At 60.5% G+C, this 20,416-nt stretch carries 17 protein-coding genes; 10 read left to right on the top strand and 7 right to left on the bottom strand.

From position 1 onward, the window contains the following. Positions 1-35 precede the first annotated feature (35 nt). The 4 genes from fmt (at position 36) to GXB78_RS20945 (ending at position 4,164) form a co-directional block, all read left to right on the top strand. Positions 36-995 (top strand): methionyl-tRNA formyltransferase, encoded by a 960-nt coding sequence (fmt, locus tag GXB78_RS20960; protein WP_329516811.1) that lies wholly within the window; start codon positions 36-38, stop codon positions 993-995. Further along, positions 992-2,302 (top strand): 16S rRNA (cytosine(967)-C(5))-methyltransferase RsmB, encoded by a 1,311-nt coding sequence (rsmB, locus tag GXB78_RS20955; protein ID WP_329516810.1) that lies wholly within the window; start codon positions 992-994, stop codon positions 2,300-2,302. The genes fmt and rsmB overlap by 4 nt, the downstream gene beginning before the upstream one ends. 21 nt (positions 2,303-2,323) lie before the next feature. Further along, a complete protein-coding gene (gene trkA, locus GXB78_RS20950) occupies positions 2,324-3,700 on the top strand; it encodes a Trk system potassium transporter TrkA (protein ID WP_329516809.1) in 1,377 nt (458 codons plus the stop codon). Positions 3,701-3,849: 149 nt separating this feature from the next. Beyond that, positions 3,850-4,164: a tetratricopeptide repeat protein gene (locus GXB78_RS20945; RefSeq protein WP_329516808.1), complete on the top strand. Its 315-nt coding sequence runs from the start codon at positions 3,850-3,852 to the stop codon at positions 4,162-4,164. A 51-nt stretch (positions 4,165-4,215) separates the two neighbouring features. Here the strand turns inward: GXB78_RS20945 and GXB78_RS20940 are convergent, their stop codons facing one another. Together GXB78_RS20940 and tag are read right to left on the bottom strand one after the other, a co-directional pair. Then, a complete protein-coding gene (locus GXB78_RS20940; protein ID WP_024014955.1) occupies positions 4,216-5,103 on the bottom strand; it encodes a lysophospholipid acyltransferase in 888 nt (295 codons plus the stop codon). A gap of 41 nt (positions 5,104-5,144) precedes the next feature. Next, entirely contained in the window at positions 5,145-5,702 is a 558-nt protein-coding gene (gene tag, locus GXB78_RS20935; RefSeq protein WP_329516807.1) for a DNA-3-methyladenine glycosylase I, read from the bottom strand. 81 nt (positions 5,703-5,783) lie between these two features. On the opposite strand from tag, the gene glyQ reads away from it, so the two are divergent. The 4 genes from glyQ (at position 5,784) to GXB78_RS20915 (ending at position 10,195) form a co-directional block, all read left to right on the top strand. Next, the gene (gene glyQ / locus GXB78_RS20930) at positions 5,784-6,737 is read left to right on the top strand and encodes a glycine--tRNA ligase subunit alpha (protein WP_003187265.1); all 954 of its coding nucleotides are present in this window, start codon (positions 5,784-5,786) and stop codon (positions 6,735-6,737) included. Next, positions 6,734-8,788, top strand: a complete 2,055-nt coding sequence (gene glyS / locus GXB78_RS20925; protein ID WP_329516806.1) for a glycine--tRNA ligase subunit beta — start codon at positions 6,734-6,736, stop codon at positions 8,786-8,788. The genes glyQ and glyS overlap by 4 nt, the downstream gene beginning before the upstream one ends. 4 nt (positions 8,789-8,792) lie before the next feature. Further along, positions 8,793-9,332, top strand: coding sequence for a D-glycero-beta-D-manno-heptose 1,7-bisphosphate 7-phosphatase (gmhB, locus tag GXB78_RS20920; protein ID WP_164488352.1), 540 nt, complete (start codon positions 8,793-8,795; stop codon positions 9,330-9,332). 83 nt (positions 9,333-9,415) lie between these two features. Continuing rightward, positions 9,416-10,195: a lysophospholipid acyltransferase family protein gene (locus tag GXB78_RS20915; protein WP_329516805.1), complete on the top strand. Its 780-nt coding sequence runs from the start codon at positions 9,416-9,418 to the stop codon at positions 10,193-10,195. Between the two features lie 167 nt (positions 10,196-10,362). Here the strand turns inward: GXB78_RS20915 and GXB78_RS20910 are convergent, their stop codons facing one another. Beyond that, on the bottom strand, positions 10,363-11,898 hold the full coding sequence (locus tag GXB78_RS20910) for a sensor histidine kinase (RefSeq protein WP_329516804.1): 1,536 nt from the start codon (positions 11,896-11,898) through the stop codon (positions 10,363-10,365). Between the two features lie 164 nt (positions 11,899-12,062). Between GXB78_RS20910 and GXB78_RS20905 the strand changes: the two genes are divergently transcribed. Together GXB78_RS20905 and GXB78_RS20900 are read left to right on the top strand one after the other, a co-directional pair. After that, positions 12,063-12,782 carry a response regulator transcription factor gene (locus GXB78_RS20905; protein WP_329516803.1) on the top strand — a complete coding sequence of 240 codons (720 nt, stop codon included), beginning with the start codon at positions 12,063-12,065 and terminating at the stop codon, positions 12,780-12,782. Continuing rightward, entirely contained in the window at positions 12,779-14,020 is a 1,242-nt protein-coding gene (locus GXB78_RS20900) for a CgeB family protein (RefSeq protein WP_329516802.1), read from the top strand. The genes GXB78_RS20905 and GXB78_RS20900 overlap by 4 nt, the downstream gene beginning before the upstream one ends. A 72-nt stretch (positions 14,021-14,092) precedes the next feature. On the opposite strand, the gene gyrB is transcribed toward GXB78_RS20900, so the two are convergent. The 4 genes from gyrB to dnaA are packed head-to-tail and all read right to left on the bottom strand — an operon-like array spanning position 14,093 to position 20,300. Beyond that, on the bottom strand, positions 14,093-16,510 hold the full coding sequence (gene gyrB, locus GXB78_RS20895) for a DNA topoisomerase (ATP-hydrolyzing) subunit B (protein ID WP_024014948.1): 2,418 nt from the start codon (positions 16,508-16,510) through the stop codon (positions 14,093-14,095). Positions 16,511-16,515: 5 nt separating this feature from the next. Then, positions 16,516-17,619, bottom strand: a complete 1,104-nt coding sequence (recF, locus tag GXB78_RS20890; RefSeq protein WP_016772389.1) for a DNA replication/repair protein RecF — start codon at positions 17,617-17,619, stop codon at positions 16,516-16,518. A 14-nt stretch (positions 17,620-17,633) separates the two neighbouring features. Then, complete coding sequence (gene dnaN, locus GXB78_RS20885) at positions 17,634-18,737, bottom strand: DNA polymerase III subunit beta (RefSeq protein WP_007911887.1); 1,104 nt, start codon at positions 18,735-18,737, stop codon at positions 17,634-17,636. Positions 18,738-18,776: 39 nt separating this feature from the next. After that, positions 18,777-20,300, bottom strand: a complete 1,524-nt coding sequence (gene dnaA, locus GXB78_RS20880) for a chromosomal replication initiator protein DnaA (protein ID WP_329516801.1) — start codon at positions 20,298-20,300, stop codon at positions 18,777-18,779. Between the last annotated feature and the right edge of the window lie 116 nt (positions 20,301-20,416).

Raw genomic sequence — 20,416 nt, 5'->3', positions numbered from 1 at the left:
GCGGCAAGCCTTTTTCTTTTTATGAGACGCCTTTCATGACTGAGCCACTGCGCATTGTTTTTGCCGGTACCCCGGAATTTGCCGCCGAACACCTCAAGGCCCTGCTGAGCAGCCCGTACGAGATCGTCGCGGTCTACACCCAGCCGGATCGCCCGGCCGGCCGTGGGCAAAAACTGATGCCGAGCCCGGTCAAACAACTCGCGTTGGAAAATAATATCCAGGTGTTGCAACCGCCGACCTTGCGCAATGCCGACGCTCAGGCAGAACTGGCCGCGCTGAAACCGGATTTGATGGTAGTGGTCGCCTACGGTCTGATCCTGCCGCAGGCGGTGCTGGATATTCCGCGTCTGGGCTGCATCAACAGCCATGCCTCGCTGCTGCCGCGCTGGCGTGGTGCGGCGCCGATCCAGCGCGCGGTCGAACACGGCGATGCCGAAAGCGGCGTGACAGTGATGCGCATGGAAGCCGGTCTCGACACCGGGCCGATGCTGCTCAAGGTCGTCACGCCGATCAGCGCGCAAGACACTGGCGGCACTCTGCATGATCGCCTCGCCGAAATGGGTCCGCCCGCTGTGGTACAGGCGATTGCCGGTCTGGCTGCCGGCACCCTGCAAGGCGAAGTGCAGAACGACGAACTCGCCACCTATGCGCACAAACTCAACAAAGACGAAGCGCGCATCGACTGGAGCCGTCCGGCGGTTGAGCTGGAACGCCTGGTGCGCGCCTTCAATCCATGGCCGATCACCCACAGCACGCTCAATGGCGAAGCGTTGAAAGTGCTGGCCGCGACCGTGGCCGAAGGCACTGGCGCACCGGGGGAAATCCTCAGCGCCAGCAAGGATGGCCTGATCGTCGCCTGCGGTGCGCAAGCGCTGTGCCTCACCCGGCTGCAATTGCCCGGCGGCAAGGCGCTGAACTTCAGCGACCTGTTCAACAGCCGTCGCGAGAAATTCGCCGTCGGCAGCGTGCTCGGCGCAGCGGTGGACGCGCAATGAACCCGCGTCTGGCCGCCGCCAAGGCTCTCGCCGCTGTGCTCAGCGGCAAGGCTTCGCTGAACAGCTCTCTGCCGACGCAACTGGACAAGGTCGAGGATCGCGATCGCGGCTTCACTCAGGATCTGGCCTTCGGCACCGCGCGCTGGCAGCCACGTCTTTCCGCGCTGGCGGAAAAACTGCTGCAGAAACCGTTCAAAGCCGCCGACGCCGATGTCGAGGCGTTGCTGCTGGTTGGTCTGTATCAACTGCTCTACACCCGCGTGCCAGCCCACGCCGCCATCGGCGAAACTGTCGGTTGCGCCGACAAGCTGAAAAAGCCGTGGGCCAAAGGCCTGCTCAACGCCGTGTTGCGCAATGCCCAGCGCGAAAGCGAAGCGATTTTCGCCGAACTGGAACGTGATCCGGTGGTGCGTACTGCTCATCCGCGCTGGCTGCAAAAATCCCTGAAAGCCTTCTGGCCGGAACAATGGGAAGCGATCTGTGCAGCGAACAACGCGCATCCGCCGATGATCCTGCGGGTCAACCGCCGCCATCACAGTCGCGACGCTTATCTCGCGCTGCTGGGCGAAGCCGGGATCGCCGCGACACCTTGCGTGTACAGCCGCGACGGCATCGTCCTCGAAGCCGCCGCCGACGTGCGCAGTCTCCCGGGTTTCGCCGAAGGCTGGATCAGCGTGCAGGACGAAGCTGCGCAACTGGCCGCCGACCTGCTCGATCTGGCGCCCGGCCAACGGGTGCTCGACGCCTGCTGCGCACCCGGCGGCAAGACCTGCCATATCCTCGAAGCCGAACCGGCGCTGGCCGGCGTGGTGGCGGTGGATCTGGAAGCCAAGCGTCTGGTGCGGGTGAAGGAAAACCTTGAGCGCCTCGGCCTCAACGCGGAACTGATCGCTGCCGACGGTCGCGATATCGATAAGTGGTGGGACGGCAAACCGTTCCAGCGCATCCTCCTCGATGCACCTTGCTCGGCCACCGGGGTGATCCGCCGCCATCCGGACATCAAGCTGACCCGCCAGGCCGACGACATCGTCGCCCTCGCGCACCTGCAAGGCGAGCTGCTCGATGCCATGTGGAAGACCCTCGAAGTCGGCGGCATCCTGCTCTACGCCACCTGCTCGACGCTGCCGACGGAAAACACCGAAGTCATCGCCGCGTTCCTTGAGCGTACCCCCGGTGCCCGCGAACTGGACCTGGCCACAGCGGCCGGGATCAGGCAACCCCATGGTCGCCAGTTGCTGGCCCAGCAGGGCGGGCATGACGGTTTCTACTACGCCAAGCTGATCAAGATCGCTGCCGTGCGCGGCTAAACGGATTCATGGAGTGACTGGATGAAAATCATCATCCTCGGTGCGGGACAGGTCGGCGGTTCGCTGGCCGAACATCTGGCCAGCGAGGCCAACGACATCACCGTGGTCGACACCGATGGCGAGCGCCTGCGCGACCTCGGCGACCGCCTCGACATCCGCACGGTGCAGGGCCGGGGCTCGCTGCCGTCGGTGCTGCGTCAGGCCGGCGCCGACGACGCCGACATGCTGGTCGCCGTAACCAACAGCGACGAGACCAATATGGTCGCCTGTCAGGTCGCGCATACGCTGTTCCACACACCGACCAAGATCGCCCGCGTGCGCGAAGCGTCCTATCTCAACCGCGAGGAACAACTGTTCCAGAACGAAGCGATTCCGGTCGACGTGCTGATCAGCCCCGAGCAGGTCGTGACAAACTACATCAAGCGCCTGATCCAGCATCCCGGCGCCCTGCAGGTGATCGACTTCGCCGAAGGCGCGGCGCAACTGGTGGCGGTGCGCGCCTATTACGGCGGGCCGCTGGTAGGCCAGCAACTGCGCCAATTGCGCGAGCACATGCCGAACGTCGAAACCCGCGTCGCGGCGATCTTCCGCCGTGACCGGCCGATCCTGCCGCAGGGCGACACGGTCATCGAGGCCGATGACGAGGTGTTCTTCATCGCCGCCCGCGAGGACATTCGCGCGGTGATGAGCGAAATGCGCCGCCTCGACGAAACCTACAAACGCATCGTCATCGCCGGTGGCGGGCAGATCGGCGAGCGCTTGGCCGAGGCCATCGAAAGCCGTTATCAGGTGAAGATCATCGAGATGAGCCCGACGCGCTGCCGCTACCTCTCCGATACCCTCGACAGCACCGTGGTCTTGCAAGGCAGTGCCTCGGACCGCGATCTGCTGCTGGAGGAGAACATCGCCGACGCCGATATCTTCCTCGCCCTGACCAATGACGATGAAGCCAACATCATGTCCTCGCTACTGGCCAAACGGCTGGGGGCGAAGAAGGTCATGACGATCATCAACAACCCGGCCTATGTCGACCTGATCCAGGGTGGCGACATCGACATCGCCATCAGCCCGCAACTGGCGACCATCGGCACCTTGCTCGCCCACGTGCGCCGCGGCGATATCGTCAGCGTGCACTCACTGCGACGGGGCGCGGCGGAAGCGATCGAAGCGATAGCCCACGGTGATGCGAAATCCAGCAAGGTAATCGGCAAGCCAATCGAAAAGATCGGCCTGCCGCCGGGCACTACCATCGGCGCGGTGATCCGCAACGAGAAAGTGATCATCGCCCACGACCACACGGTGATCGAAGCGGGCGACCATGTGATTCTGTTCCTTGTGGATAAAAAACATATTCGCGATGTGGAGAAGCTGTTTCATGTGGGGCTGAGCTTTTTCTGACCTGAAGACAACGCTGCCCGTGATGGCCCCTTCGCGAGCAGGCTCGCTCCCACAGGGGAATGCATTCCAAATGTGGGAGCGAGCCTGCTCGCGAAAGCGGTCTGACAGACTCGCAGGTTCTCTGACGAACGATAGAAAGGAATCCACCAATGCTCGAATCCCTGGAAAAAATGCTCGCCAAGGGTGTCGATAACGCTCTTTTGCGCTTCGGCCTGGGCAAGGGTTTTCTGGATCTGGGCGACAGCGCCAAGGCTGCCGAGCATTTCCAGCGCTGCGTCGCGTTTGACCCGAAATACTCGGCAGCGTGGAAATTGCTGGGCAAGGCGCACTTGGCGCTAGGCGATCACGCCGCTGCGCGTCAGGCCTGGGAACAGGGCCTGGAAGCGGCCCGCACCCATGGTGACAAACAGGCGGAAAAGGAGATGACGGTGTTCTTGAAGAAGCTTGAGCGGCAGGCTCCTTGAGCTACAGACAGCGCAAGGCGTCTGCACTGACCGTCACCAGATCGCATTCGCTCAGTACCAGCGCGCCTCTCCCGGCGGACGCTTCTTGAAGCGTTTCATGCTCCACATGTACTGGCTCGGATACGCCGCGACGTAGCGCTCGACCACTTTGCTCATCGCCGCGCAGGACTCGGCGGTATCGGTGCTGTACATCGCTTCTGGCGCGGCTTCGAGGATCACTTTGTAGCCGGAGCCATCCGGCAGGCGCAGGGCATGCAGAAACACGCCGACCGCCTTGCCGCCGGCCAACATGTTCGGCACGAATTTGCTGGTCAGCGCCTGGGTGGCGAAAAACGGCACGAAGATCCCGGCGGATTCGGCCGGTTCCGGGTCGGCGGGGATGCCCACCGCACCACCTTTGCGCACTTCCTTGATGACACTGAGAATGCCTTCCTTGGTTGATGCGGCGACCTTGTTGCCCAATTGCACGCGCTGCTTGCGCAGCAATTCATCCACAGCCTTGAGCTTCGGCGGACGATAGAAAATGATCGGTTTGCACTGGCTGCAATAGAAATGATTGAGCACTTCCCAGTTGCCCAGGTGGCTGGTGATGCCGACCACGCCTTTGCCCGAAGCCAGCGCATCCTTGAGCACATCGAGGCCTTCGACTTCGCGAACCAGATCGATCGAGCGCTGCGCCGGCCAGATCCACGCGCAGGCGCTTTCGGTCAGCGACTTGCCGATGTCCTTGAGGCTCTGCCCGACCAGACGCTCGCGCTCGGCTGCATCCATCTGTGGAAAACATTTGGCGAGGTTGATCCGCACCACGTCGCGAGAACGGTTGGGGGTTTTCCACATGATCCAGCCGATCGCCGAACCCACGGCCTGCACGGCCCGCCATGGCAGCAGGGCAAACAGCCGCAGAGCGCCTACCAGCAAGGCGCCTTTAAACTTTTCCACAGGTCACTCCTGATCTTTGTGCTGTGCGCGAGGCGGGCATTCTAACCGCCGTTGGCAAGCTGCGCGTAGCGGTCGCAATCGCGGGTGTGGTCCATGACCATGCCCGAGGCCTGCATCAGCGCGTAGCAAATGGTCGGGCCGACGAAGGTGAATCCGGCTTTTTTCAGCGCTTTGCTCATCGCCAGCGCTTCGGGGGTGATCGCCGGGACTTCGCTGCGATCCTTGAAATGGTTGATGATCGGCTGGTCGCCAACGAACGACCAGAGAAACGCCACCGGGTCCTCCAGCGCCAGCCAGGCCTGGGCGTTGCGCCGGGCGGCGTTGAGTTTCAGGCGGTTGCGGATGATGCCGGGGTCGAGCATCAGCTCGTCGATCTCGGCGTCGCTCATTTGCGCCACGCGCTGCACGTCGAAGCCGAACAGCACCTGACCATAACGCTCGCGTTTGCGCAGCACGGTGATCCACGACAGCCCGGCCTGGAACCCTTCGAGCAAAAGCAACTCGAACAAACCCTGCGCATCGCGTAGCGGCGTGCCCCACTCCTGATCGTGATAAGCCATGTACAGCGGATCTTCGGTACACCAAAAGCAGCGTGGCATAAGGCTCCAGGGGGCGTGCGCAGCAACGAATCGGGTATACTCCCGCTCTTTAAATCGCAGCCCAAGAAACAGGTGAATTTCGTGAGCCAGCCTACGCCAGCCGTGCGTACCTTCCAAGACTTGATCCTCGCGCTCCAGCAATACTGGGCCGAGCAAGGTTGTGTGGTACTTCAGCCCTACGATATGGAAGTAGGCGCCGGCACTTTCCACACCGCGACCTTCCTGCGCGCCATCGGCCCGGAAACCTGGAACGCCGCGTACGTGCAGCCAAGCCGCCGTCCGACTGACGGCCGTTACGGCGAAAACCCGAACCGTCTGCAGCACTACTACCAGTTTCAGGTTGTCCTGAAGCCTAACCCGGACAACTTCCAGGAACTGTACCTGGGCTCGCTCAAGCATGTCGGTCTCGACCCGCTGGTCCACGACATCCGCTTCGTTGAAGACAACTGGGAATCGCCGACCCTCGGCGCCTGGGGTCTGGGCTGGGAAGTCTGGCTCAACGGTATGGAAGTCACCCAGTTCACCTACTTCCAGCAGGCCGGCGGCATCGAGTGCTACCCGGTCACCGGCGAGATCACCTACGGTCTCGAGCGCCTGGCGATGTACCTGCAAGGCGTCGATTCGGTCTACGACCTGGTCTGGGCTGACGGCCCGTTCGGCAAAGTCACCTACGGCGACGTGTTCCACCAGAACGAGGTGGAGCAGTCCACCTACAACTTCGAACACGCCAACGTCGACAAGCTGTTCGAGCTGTTCGACTTCTATGAAAGCGAAGCCAAGCGCCTGATCGAGCTCGACCAGCCGCTGCCGTTGCCAAGCTACGAAATGGTGCTGAAGGCTTCGCACACCTTCAACCTGCTGGATGCGCGCCGGGCGATCTCGGTGACCGCGCGTCAGCAATACATTCTGCGCGTGCGCACCCTGGCGCGTTCCGTTGCGCAAGCCTACCTGCTGGCACGCGCCAAGCTGGGCTTCCCGATGGCGACCCCGGACCTGCGTGACGAAGTACTGGCCAAGCTGGAGGCTGCACAATGAGTGCGCAAGATTTTCTGGTTGAACTGGGCACCGAAGAACTGCCACCCAAAGCCCTCAACACGTTGGCTGACGCGTTCCTCGCCGGTATCGACAAGGGCCTGCAAGCCGCCGGCCTGAACTACGAAAGCAAAACCGTGTATGCCGCGCCGCGTCGTCTGGCTGTGCTGATCACGGCGCTGGCCACTCAGCAGCCGGATCGCAGCATCAATCTCGACGGCCCGCCACGTCAGGCCGCGTTCGACGCTGACGGCAATCCGACTCAGGCCGCCCTCGGCTTCGCCAAGAAGTGCGGCGTCGACTTGAGCGAAATCGACCAGAGCGGTCCAAAACTGCGCTACAGCCAGAACATCGCCGGCAAGCCGACCGCAAGCCTGCTGCCGACTATCGTCGAAGATTCGCTGAACGACCTGCCGATCCCGAAACGCATGCGTTGGGGTGCGCGCAAGGAAGAGTTCGTGCGTCCGACCCAGTGGCTGGTGATGTTGCTCGGTGATCAGGTCATCGACTGCACGATCCTCGCGCAGAAGGCTGGCCGTGATTCCCGTGGTCACCGTTTCCACCATCCGGAAGCCGTGCGCATCGGTTCGCCGTCGAGCTACCTCGCCGACCTGCGTGCCGCGTATGTGTTGGCCGACGCCAACGAGCGTCGCGAGATCATCAGCAAGCGCACCGAAGAACTGGCCACGCGCCAGGAAGGCACCGCAATCGTGCCACCGACGCTGCTCGACGAAGTGACCGCGCTGGTCGAATGGCCGGTGCCACTGGTGTGCTCGTTCGAGGAACGTTTCCTCGACGTGCCGCAGGAAGCGCTGATCACCACCATGCAGGACAACCAGAAGTACTTCTGCCTGCTGGATGCCGACGGCAAGTTGCTGCCACGTTTCATCACTGTGGCCAACATCGAAAGCAAAGACCCGCAGCAGATCATCGCCGGTAACGAGAAAGTGGTGCGCCCACGTCTGACCGACGCCGAGTTCTTCTTCAAGCAGGACAAGAAGCAGAAGCTCGAAGCGTTCAACCTGCGCCTGCAGAACGTGGTGTTCCAGGAAAAACTCGGCAGCGTCTACGACAAGGCCGAGCGCGTATCGAAACTGGCCGCGTACATTGCCGCCCGCATCGGCGGCAACGCCTCGTGGGCTGCCCGCGCAGGCTTGCTGTCGAAGTGCGACCTGGCCACCGAAATGGTCGGCGAGTTCCCGGAGATGCAAGGCGTCGCCGGTTACTACTACGCGCTCAATGACGGCGAGCCGCAGGACGTCGCGCTGGCGCTGAACGAGCAGTACATGCCACGCGGTGCCGGTGCGGAATTGCCGGCGACCCTGACCGGTGCAGCCGTGGCGATCGCCGACAAGCTCGACACCCTGGTCGGTATCTTCGGTATCGGCATGCTGCCGACCGGCAGCAAAGACCCGTATGCCCTGCGCCGCGCGGCACTGGGTGTGCTGCGTATCCTGATCGAAAAGAAACTGGATCTCGACCTGAACGACGCCGTCGCTTTCGCGGTGAATGCGTTCGGCGGCAAGGTCAAGGCTGCCGGCCTCAACGAGGCGGTGCTGGAGTTCATCTTCGACCGTCTGCGGGCGCGCTATGAAGACGAAGGCGTCGATGTCGCCACTTACCTGTCGGTACGTGCACTGAAGCCGGGTTCGGCGCTGGACTTCGACCAGCGTGTACAAGCGGTGCAGGCCTTCCGAAAACTGCCGGAAGCGGCAGCGCTGGCGGCGGTGAACAAGCGTGTGTCGAACCTGTTGAGCAAAGTCGAAGGCTCGGTACCGACCGTGGTCGAGGCCAAGTACTTCGACAATGCCAACGAGTTCTCGCTGTACTCGGCGATCCAGCAAGCGGATCAGGCTGTGCAGCCGATGGCCGCGGCGCGTCAGTACAACGAATCGCTGGCCCGCCTGGCGGCACTGCGCGAGCCGGTGGACGCGTTCTTCGATGCGGTGATGGTCAATGCCGACGACGCCAATGTGCGGGCCAACCGTTACGCGCTGCTGGCGCGTCTGCGTGGTCTGTTCCTCGGTGTTGCCGACATTTCGCTGCTGGGTTGAGGGGTTGCTGTTGAAACTGCTGATTCTCGATCGTGACGGGGTGATCAATTACGACTCCGATGCCTACATCAAGTCGGTGGAGGAGTGGATTCCGCTGCCCGGCTCGATCGAAGCGATTGCGCAGTTGAGCAAGGCCGGCTGGACGGTGGCGGTGGCCACCAACCAGTCGGGCATTGCTCGCGGCTATTACGACCTCGCCACCCTCGAGGCCATGCACGCGCGCCTGCGCGAGCTGGTCGCGGAGCAGGGCGGCGAAGTCGGTTTGATCGTGTACTGCCCGCATGGCCCGGACGAAGGTTGCGATTGCCGCAAACCGAAACCGGGGATGCTGAAAACCATCGCCGAGCATTACACGGTGCCGTTGACCAACGTCTGGTTCGTCGGCGACAGCCTTGGTGACCTGGAGGCCGCCAAAGCCGTCGATTCACAGCCAGTTTTGGTGAAGACCGGAAAAGGCGAGAAGACTCAGGGCAAGACCCTGCCGGTTGGCACTCTGATTTTTGACGATCTGGCGGCGATTGCCGCAGAACTTATCCACAACTAGAGTACTTCTGAATTTCCTGGCCAGGGATTGCTCGGGAGTGCGCTTGAACAGTCGGGCATTGCCCCGTAACGGTAACCGTCGCCATGTCGATACTGCGGGCCTTCAGAATCTTCGTTTTTTATCTGCTGCTGGGCACAACAGCGTTGCTGTGGTGCAGCCTGAGCTTTTTCATCGCGCCCTTTCTGTCCTTCAAGGCGCGCTATCGTTTTATCAACGTGTACTGGTGCCGGTGCGCCCTGTGGCTGACCAAGGTGTTTCTCGGTATCCGCTACGAAATCAAAGGCGCGGAGAACGTGCCGGACCGGCCCTGTGTGATTCAATCGAATCACCAGAGCACTTGGGAGACGTTCTTCCTCTCGGCTTATTTCTCGCCCTTGAGCCAAGTGCTCAAGCGCGAATTGCTCTACGTGCCATTCTTCGGCTGGGCCATGGCCATGCTGCGCCCGATCGCCATCGACCGCGACAACCCGAAGGCTGCGCTCAAACAGGTCGCAGCCAAGGGCGACGAGCTGCTCAAGGACAACGTCTGGGTGCTGATCTTCCCGGAAGGCACACGAGTCCCATACGGCACCGTCGGAAAGTTCTCCCGCAGTGGCAGCGCTCTGGCGGTGAATGCGGCGCTTCCAGTGCTGCCGATTGCACACAATGCCGGCAAATTCTGGCCGAAAATCGGCTGGGGCAAACAGTCCGGAGTGATCACCGTGGTCATCGGCGAACCGATGTATGCCGAAGGCAGCGGGCCGCGCGCCATTGCTGATCTGAATGACCGTGTGCAGGCGTGGAACGAGAGAACCCAGCGCGAAATGGGCTCGCTGCCACCGGCGCCACAGGCCCCCGCTGCAAGTGATCAACTGGCTGTCTGAAATTTGTGGATAACCTGTGTACGCTTTCGCTTGAAAAGACCGTAATCGACCTATAACTCGTTGATTTTGCTATATATTTCAAAATCGTTAAATTCAACGGAATCCGTGCATAAGTTTTATTCGGATGTAAAAAAACCGGCTGTTATAGCCGGCTTTTTTGTACCCGCTCATTCAGCAATCAGCGGCAACTCGATGCGGAATGTGGTTCCCGCATCGACTACGCTGTGACACTCGATCGTGCCGCCATGATGATCAATAACGGCTTTGACCATCGACAGACCCAGACCCACGCCGTCGATGCCTTGGGCAGAGGAGAAACGCCGGTACTGGCTGAACAGGTCAGGCAATTCATCGGCAGCTATCCCCTTGCCCTGATCCGTCAATTCGCAGCGCAGCCACTGCCCGTGACAACTGACCTTCAGTTGCACAGCGGTGTCTGCCGGGCTGTACTTGATCGCGTTCTCCAGCAGGTTGAACAGGGCGCGCGTCAGTAATCCCTGGTCGGCCAAAAGCAGGCGCTCCTGGCAGTCTTCATCGACATGGTTGAGCAGCTCAATGCGTTTTTGCTGAGCGATAGGCAAGGCCTGATCCAGCACGTCCAATACCAGCATCGCGAATAACGTCGGGCGGAACTGGTAGGTCTCGGACTCAGCTCGCGCCAACAGGACGAAACCATCGGTCAGATCCAGCGCGCGGCGCACTTGACGCTCGATCTGCTCGAACAGCGGCGCATTACCGCCCGCCTGATGGCGATGCACATCGAGCAAGGCGAGGATGGCCGAATGTGGCGCGCGCAGATCATGGGAGAGAAAGCGCAGCAGAACGCCGCGCTGCTCCTCGGCCGCACGCTCGGCACTCAAGTCAGTCAGGCTGAGCAACCAGCCGATCGGCGTATCGCCATCGACCGGCAGCAGCGCCGCTCTTTCCAGGCGCAGACTGCGTTCCTTGTGATCGCGAAATTCCAGCAGCGCCAGCGTGGCCAGCGGCGGTTGCGGCGCTGTGGATAATTCCGGATAGCCGAGTCGTGCCAATTGGTCGAGTACGTCGTCGCCCACCAGCGGATCCTCGAACAACTCGCGTGCCTTGCGATTGCCCAGCAGGATCTTGCCCTGCGGATCACTGATCAGTGTCGCCACCGGCAGGTATTCCAGGCCATCGGCAATAAAGCGCCGGGTATCGCGGGTGCGGCTCATGGCTTGTTCGAGCGCCATGATCTGGCCTTGCAACTCATCGGCACCGGTGAAGCGGGTCCGGCGTCGTTCCGGGAAGACTTTCGGTTCACTGTCCAGGCGCGCCAGCTCCCAGCCGAAGTAGGTCAGCACCACACTCAGGCGCCGCCAGTTCCAGATCAGGTAACCGAACAACATGCCCAGCGTGGCAGACGTCGGCGACCACCAATAGCGGATCTCGGCGAGTATGGCGCTGGCGATCAGCGCACACGCCATGCCGACCAAGGTGACCCACAGCGCCCAACGCGGCCGCCAGAGCAATAACCCCAGGACACAGGCGACCATTGCCACCGATAGCAGCGCGCCGAGCACAGGCGACGGGTTGTGCAGATTGATCTGGGCGCGGTAAGACAGCAAAGCAGTCAGCGGCAATAGCACTAGACTTATCCACAACCACTCGCGCACCAATCGTCGGAACAGACGCTGGACCTGGCTCGGCTCACGACTTTCACGCCGACGTTGAGTGTTATGCATGAGGCAAGGGGCAGGGCAGTGGGAATGGTTTCATAGGGCTCAGGTCTGAGGCGTAGACCTGAAGAATCATAGCGGACGTCGACCACCGACGGGCCGCTTCTTTCATCGCGGCCGGGGAGTCGCTATTGTCGACATCCCAGCCCCAGCGACAAGGAACACCGCCGATGCGCGTTGCCATTCTGGACGACGAACCCGCCGAACTGCGCCGGGTCGAGCAAACCCTGGAACAAATGGCTGAAGCTGGCGAACAGCCTTGGTCACTGCACAGTTTCGAGCGCGGCGAAGACTTGTTGCGCCAGTTGCGCCGGGAGACTTTCGACCTGCTGATCCTCGACTGGCAACTACCGGACCTGACCGGCCTGGCGCTGCTGCGCTGGACCCGCGAACACATGGACGCGCCACCCGCTGCAATCATGCTCACCAGTCGCGATGGCGAGAACGATATCGTTCAAGCCTTGAATGCCGGCGCCGATGACTATGTCAGCAAGCCATTTCGCCCCAACGAGTTGAAGGCGCGGGTGGCGGCGGTATTGCGTCGGCACAGCCAACCACGCAGCCCGGCAGGTGAAGTGCAGACGTTCCACGATCTGACTTTCGACGACGCCGAACTGACCGTCACCCGTGAAGGCAAACCGATCCTCATGACCGAGCGCGAATACCGCCTGGCGCGGTGTCTGTTCAGCAATCTGGGTCGGCCGCTATCGCGGGATTATCTGTATGAGCGCTTCTGGCCGAACGAAGAGACCACTTCCTCGCGGCCGCTGGACACGCATATCTACCGCCTGCGCAACAAGCTCGGGCTGACAGCGGATCGCGGTTGGCAGTTGTTGACGATTTATGGCTATGGGTATCGGTTGGAGAGTGTGGCGACCGGAAATGAGTGAGCCACTGCCAACGGAAAATTATCAAAGATGAAAAAGGTCTGTGGGAATTGACTGCGTATTCCGAACAATCAAAAACCGCTGCCTCCATTGTAGTGTTCGAGGCCACCGTTATCTCGGGTGACTGTGCCGAGGCCCTGCAGAACCTGGGTTTCAGTGTGACGACTCTGGCGCTGAACGAAGACAGCGTCATGGGGCTGATGAGCACGCGACCCGACTATGTGCTGACCGTCAATTTCAATCAGTACATCAGTGAAGTCTGCGAGCTGCTGAAAATCCCTTACCTGGCCTGGGTGATCGATACACCGTGCTACCCGATCTACGACAAGTCCATCAATCATTCGCACAGCTTTACCTTCATCTACGACGCGGCAGTGGCGCGGCGGTTGAGGCAGAGCGGGGTGCGCCAGGTTTATCATCTTCCGGTCGCGGCGAACCTGGAGCGCATCGGTCAGGTCGATTTTCATGCTCATGATTCGCTCGCGGAAGATGACATCAGTTTCGTTGGGAATCTGACCCGCACTGAATATCGAACCTCGATATTGCCGCATCTGTCGGCGCGGACTCGCGAAGGTAGTAAGCGCCTGATCGACTCGCTGAATCGGCCCGACGGTTTCTTGAACCTGTCTGCGCAACTGGGTGCTGAGCTCGTCAGTGCTATCAAGCAGGAGTCGGGCTACCCGCTGGCGGGTGATCACTATCTTTTGGTGACGGAGAAACTGGCTTATCTGCTGGGCAGAGAGCATTCGTGGCAGGAACGCATTGACGTCATCCAACGGCTTGAAGAACGCTTTAGCGTTGCGGTCTACGGAAATGAGGAATGGCGGGCTCAGATAGCCGGCTACGCGGGACATGCCGACCACTTCACTGAGATGCCAAGAATCTTCCAGCGCTCGAAAATCAACCTCAATATCATTCGCTCGTTCGTCGAATCCGGCCTGCCGATGCGCGTGTTCGATGTACTCAGCTGTGGCGGCTTCCTTGTCACCAACGACAAGGAGGATCTGCGCAGGCTGTTCACCGACGGCAAGGATCTGGTGACCTACCGCGACACTCAGGATCTGATTGAGATCTGCGGCTATTACCTCGAGCATGACCAAGAGCGCAGGGCGATTGCCCAGCAGGGCAGGGCGACAATTGCGCAAAACCATACCTTCGTGCAGCGCATGACCGACATGCTTTCCACGGTGCAGAGTGAGCTGCGCGGAGAGCCGGGGGCGTTCAGCCGCTGGTATCGCTGAACTCGTTGTTTCAGACATAAAAAACCCCGGCGCGCTGGCCGGGGTTTTTCATGAGCGGGCAAACAACCGGGGTCAGAAATCCAGGTTGGAAACCGCCAAGGCGTTGCTTTCGATGAAGTCCCGGCGAGGTTCGACCGCATCACCCATCAGGGTGTTGAAGATCTGATCTGCGCCGATGGCGTCTTCGATAGTGACTTTCAGCATGCGCCGCACGCTCGGGTCCATGGTGGTTTCCCACAGCTGATCCGGGTTCATTTCGCCCAGACCTTTGTAGCGCTGGATAGTGTGGCGCTTGGTGCTTTCGGCCATCAACCAATCAAGAGCTTCCTTGAACTCGGTAACGGCCTTCTTGCGTTCGCCACGCTGGATGTACGCACCTTCGTCGAGCAGGGTGCTGAGTTGCGCGCCCAGGGTGACCACGGTTTTGTAGTCGTTGCTGCCGAAGAAGTCGCGGTTGAAGGTGACGTAATTCGACAGGCCGTGGGAGATCAGCTCGACCTCCGGCAGCCACACTCCACGTTCACGGTCTTCGCGCAGGCTGGCCTTGTAGACCAGGCCGGACTTCTCGTTGGTACGCAGGCGCACTTCGTACTGGGCCAGCCACTCTTGCATTGCGGCATGGTCGCCAAGGGTTTCCAGGCTGACGGCTGGCAGGTAAATGAAGTGCTCGGTCAGTTCCTGCGGGTACAGGCGCGACAGACGCTTGAGGGTCTTCATGACCATGCGGAAGTCATTTACCAGACGCTCCAGCGCTTCACCGGAAATGCCCGGGGCTTCTTCGTTCAGGTGCAGGCTCGCATCTTCCAGGGCCGACTGCGTCATGTACTCTTCCATGGCGTCGTCGTCTTTGATGTATTGCTCTTGCTTGCCTTTCTTGACCTTGTACAGCGGCGGCTGGGCGATGTAGATGTAGCCGCGCTCGATCAGCTCCGGCAACTGACGGAAGAAGAAGGTCAGCAGCAGGGTACGGATGTGCGAACCGTCGACGTCAGCATCGGTCATGATGATGATGTTGTGATAGCGCAGCTTGTCGATGTTGTACTCTTCGCGACCGATGCCGCAGCCCAGCGCGGTGATCAGCGTGCCCACTTCCTGGGACGAGATCATCTTGTCGAAGCGGGCCTTCTCGACGTTGAGGATCTTGCCCTTCAACGGCAGGATTGCCTGGGTCTTGCGGTTACGACCCTGCTTGGCAGAACCGCCCGCGGAGTCACCTTCCACCAGGTACAGTTCGGACAGCGCCGGGTCTTTTTCCTGGCAATCAGCAAGCTTGCCCGGCAGGCCGGCGATGTCCAGCGCGCCTTTGCGGCGGGTCATCTCACGAGCCTTGCGCGCCGCTTCACGGGCACGGGCGGCGTCGATCATCTTGCCCACCACCAGCTTGGCTTCGTTCGGGTTTTCCAGGAGGAAGTCGGAGAAGTACTTGCCCATCTCCTGCTCAACCGCAGTCTTCACTTCGGAAGACACCAGCTTGTCCTTGGTCTGCGAGCTGAACTTCGGATCCGGCACTTTCACCGAAATGATCGCGGTCAGGCCTTCACGGGCATCGTCACCGGTGGTGGCGACTTTATGCTTCTTCGCCAGACCTTCCTGCTCGATGTAGTTGTTGAGGTTACGCGTCAGCGCGGAACGGAAGCCCACCAGGTGAGTACCGCCGTCGCGCTGTGGAATGTTGTTGGTGAAGCACAACAGATTCTCGTTGAAGCTGTCGTTCCACTGCAGGGCGATTTCTACGCCGATGCCGTCTTCACGCTGGATGTTGAAGTGGAACACCTGGTTGACCGCGGTCTTGTTGGTGTTCAGGTATTCAACGAACGCGCGCAGGCCGCCTTCATACTTGAACAGTTCTTCCTTGCCGCTGCGCTCGTCCTTGAGGACGATGCCGACACCGGAGTTGAGGAAGGACAGTTCACGAATGCGCTTGGCGAGGATGTCCCAGCTGAAGTGAATGTTCTTGAAGGTTTCGCTGGAAGCCTTGAAGTGGATCTGGGTACCGGTGGTTTCGCTGTCGCCAACGATGGCCATCGGTGCCTGAGGTACGCCGTGGACGTAGGTCTGTTCCCAGATCTTGCCGCTGCGGCGTACCGTCAGGACCAGTTCCTCGGACAGTGCGTTCACTACCGACACACCTACACCGTGCAGACCGCCGGATACCTTGTAGGAGTTGTCGTCGAACTTACCGCCCGCGTGGAGGACGGTCATGATGACCTCGGCGGCGGAAACGCCTTCCTCTTTATGCACGTCTACCGGGATGCCACGACCGTTGTCTTTAACGGTGATGGATTCGTCCGGATGGATGATGATGCTGATGTCGTCGCAATGGCCGGCGAGGGCTTCGTCGATCGAATTGTCGACCACCTCGAACACCATGTGGTGCAGACCGCTGCCATCGTCGGTGTCACCAATGTACATACCGGGACGTTTGCGTACGGCATCCAGGCCTTTCAGCACTTTAATGCTCGTTGAGTCGTACGTATTTTCTTCGCTCAATGCCTTCACTCCCGATGGTCGTGGGTCTGGGTGATACGGCCCTGTTCCACGTGGAACAAAGCGACTGGCGTTTCCGTCTGCCAGCCTTCCCTCAGTAATTCGTGATCTACACAGGTGATGAACACCTGGCAGCGTAAGTCTTCCAGCAAGCGGCACAGCGCGCGACGATGGCTCTCGTCCAGTTCGGACGGCAAGTCATCCACCAGATAAATACACTGACCGCGGCGGGCCTGGCTGACCAGGTGGCCTTGGGCAATCCGCAGCGCACAGACCACCAGCTTCTGCTGACCCCGGGACAAGATGTCCGCGGCGTTGTGTGCGCCCAATCTGAGACGCAAATCAGCTCGTTGCGGCCCGGCCTGGGTGTGCCCCATCTGCTGGTCCCGTTGCACGGAACCGGCGAGTACGGCGCTCAATTCGCGGTCCTTGTCCCAGCCTCGGTAATAGCTGAGCGTCAAACCCTCAAGCTCAACCAGTTCGCTCAAGGTCTGTTCGAAGACCGGTTTCAAGGCTGTGATGTAAGCGCGGCGGTATTCATCGATTTCAGCGCTGGCCTGGCACAGTTCCCTGTCCCAAACCGCTTGCGAAACGGCGTCAAGTGTACCATGCCGCAGCCAGGAGTTTCTCTGGCGCAAGGCCTTCTGCAAACGCTGCCAGGTCGCCATGAACCGCGGTTCGACGTGGAATACACCCCAGTCGAGAAACTGCCGGCGAATCTTCGGCGCACCTTCCAGCAGACGGAAGCTGTCCGGGTTGATCAACTGCAGTGGCAGGATCTCTGCCAGTTGCGCAGCGCTGCGGGCATTCTGCCCGTCGATGCGAATCTGGAACTCGCCTTGACGGTCACGGGAAATCCCCAAGGCACTGTGCCCGCCTTCAGCCAGTTCAACCTGACCGAATACAGTGCAGGCGAGTTGTTCGTACTGGATGACCGGCAACAGCCGCGTGCTACGAAACGAACGGGCAAGCCCCAGCAAGTGAATGGCTTCCAGCACGCTGGTTTTGCCGCTGCCGTTGGCGCCGTAAAGAATGTTGATGCGGGGGGAGGGGGAGAAGGTCACCGGGTGCAGATTGCGCACCGCGGTGACCGAAACACGACTTAACGACATTCAGGATCAGCTGATTACAGACGCATCGGCATGACAACGTAAGCCGAATCGTCATTGTCGGACTCCTGCACCAGCGCACTGCTGTTGGAGTCGGACAGGATCAAGCGAACCTGCTCGGTGGTCATCACGCCCAGCACGTCGAGCAGATAGCTGACGTTGAAGCCGATTTCCAGCGAGCCGCCGTTGTATTCAACGCCCACTTCTTCTTCCGCTTCTTCCTGCTCCGGGTTATTGGCCTGGATCTTCAGCTGACCGGAGGCGAGTTGCAGACGGATACCGCGGTACTTCTCGTTGGACAGAATCGCGGTACGGCTGAACGCTTCACGCAGAGCCTGACGATCGCCGAGTACCAGCTTGTCGCCACCTTTCGGCAGAACGCGCTCGTAATCCGGGAATTTACCGTCGACCAGTTTCGAGGTGAAAGTGAATTCGCCGGTGGTAGCACGGATGTGATGCTGGCCGAGGACGATGCTGACGTTGCCATCCGGCTCGGTGAGCAGACGCGCCAACTCCAGAATCCCCTTGCGCGGCACGATCACCTGATGGCGATCAGGCTGGCCGATATCGGCTTTCATCGAGCACATGGCCAGACGGTGACCGTCGGTGGCTACCGCGCGGATGATGCCTTCAGAAACTTCCAGCAGCATGCCGTTGAGGTAGTAACGCACGTCCTGCTGGGCCATGGCGAAGCTGGTGCGCTCGATCAGACGACGCAGTTTGCTCTGCTCCAGGCTGCAGGTCAGCGAGCCCGGGCCTTCTTCGACGGTCGGGAAGTCGTTGGCCGGCAGGGTCGACAGAGTGAAACGGCTACGCCCGGCCTTGACCACCAGCTTCTGCTCGTCGACTTTGATGTCGATCAGCGCATCGTTGGGCAGGCTCTTGCAGATGTCCATCAGCTTGCGCGCCGGCACGGTGATGGAGCCAGTTTCGGCCGGCTCTTCAAGTTGCACACGACCGACCAGTTCGACTTCCAGGTCGGTACCGGTCAGCGACAGCTGCTGGCCTTCGACGACCAGCAGCACGTTGGACAGTACCGGCAAGGTCTGTCGGCGCTCGACGACGCCTGCGACCAGTTGCAGGGGTTTCAACAGGGCTTCGCGTTGAATGGTGAAATGCATGGTCTCGTCCCTTGCCTTAATAAGCTGCGCTGGTGTTCATCAAGTGGTCAGTGTACGCAGCAGGTTCTTGTAGTCCTCGCGGATGTCCGCGTCGGATTCCTTAAGTTCGTTGATCTTGCGGCAGGCGTGCAACACGGTGGTGTGGTCGCGGCCGCCAAACACATCGCCGATTTCCGGCAGGCTGTGGTTGGTCAGTTCCTTGGACAACGCCATGGCCACCTGACGCGGACGTGCCACCGAGCGCGAACGGCGCTTGGACAGCAGGTCGGAAATCTTGATCTTGTAATACTCGGCGACGGTGCGCTGAATGTTATCCACAGAGACCAGTTTGTCCTGCAATGCCAACAGGTCTTTCAGGGATTCGCGAATCAGCTCGATGGTGATGTCGCGGCCCATGAAGTGCGAGTGGGCGATCACGCGTTTCAGCGCGCCTTCCAGCTCACGGACGTTGGAACGAATGCGCTGGGCAATGAAGAATGCGGCGTCATGGGGCAACTCGACTTTGGCCTGGTCGGCCTTCTTCATCAGGATCGCCACGCGGGTTTCCAGCTCAGGCGGCTCGACGGCAACCGTCAGGCCCCAGCCGAAGCGGGATTTGAGGCGCTCTTCAAGGCCTTCGATTTCTTTCGGGTAGCGGTCACTGGTGAGAATGACCTGCTGTCCGCCTTCAAGCAGGGCGTTGAAGGTATGAAAAAACTCTTCCTGGGAGCGCTCCTTGCGGGCGAAGAACTGAATGTCGTCGATGAGCAACGCGTCCACCGAGCGGTAGAACCGCTTGAATTCATTGATCGCGTTCAGTTGCAGCGCCTTGACCATATCGGCCACGAAACGCTCGGAATGCAGGTACACGACCTTGGCATTCGGATTCTTCTTTAATAGATGGTTGCCCACCGCGTGCATCAAGTGGGTCTTACCCAGGCCGACGCCACCATAAAGGAACAGCGGGTTGTACCCGTGCTTGGGATTGTCCGCCACCTGCCAGGCCGCCGCACGGGCGAGCTGGTTGGATTTACCTTCAACGAAATTCTCGAAAGTGAACGTGCGGTTCAGGTAACTGGTGTGCTTGAGCGCACCTTCTACCTGCACGGTGCGCTGCTCGGCGCGAACCGGGGCCTGCTGCGAAGCAGCACCCGCCATCGGGTCGAAGCTGTCGCGGGACGGCTCCTCACTGACTTCTGCGGTTTTTTGCGTGGAACGCTTCGCCGGAGCAGGTGCTGGCGCCGGTGCCGGGTTGTTGGTCGGCACGTTGTTGGCCTGCGCCTGGGAAACCTGCGCAGCCGCCAATGGCGCATTCGGTGCGGCACGGGGGGCCGAGCTGCGTTTGCTGCCTATTAACAAGGACAGCGCGGGCGTCGAGCCATTGCCGTGCTCGTCGAGCAATTCAAGGACGCGGCCCAGGTACTTTTCGTTGACCCAGTCCAGCACGAAACGATTCGGTGCGTATACGCGCAACTCGTCGCCTTCGGCTTCGACCTGTAGTGGACGGATCCAGGTGTTGAATTGTTGGGCAGGCAGCTCTTCGCGCAAAAGCTCTACGCACTGCTGCCAAAGTTCCACTGACACGGATATCCCCTAAGTTGAAAGCCGGTGAGGCAAAAACAAGCGGCCATTGTAGCGGCGAGCCGTTCACTTATCCACATGCAGGTAGAGCCATCACCATCATTTATCAATGCGTTAAC

This window comes from Pseudomonas moraviensis subsp. stanleyae, assembly GCF_036283065.1.
Classification (GTDB): Bacteria; Pseudomonadota; Gammaproteobacteria; order Pseudomonadales; family Pseudomonadaceae; genus Aquipseudomonas; species Aquipseudomonas stanleyae.
The sequence above is the reverse complement of the archived record's forward strand: the minus strand, read 5'-3'. Positions and strand labels throughout refer to the sequence as shown.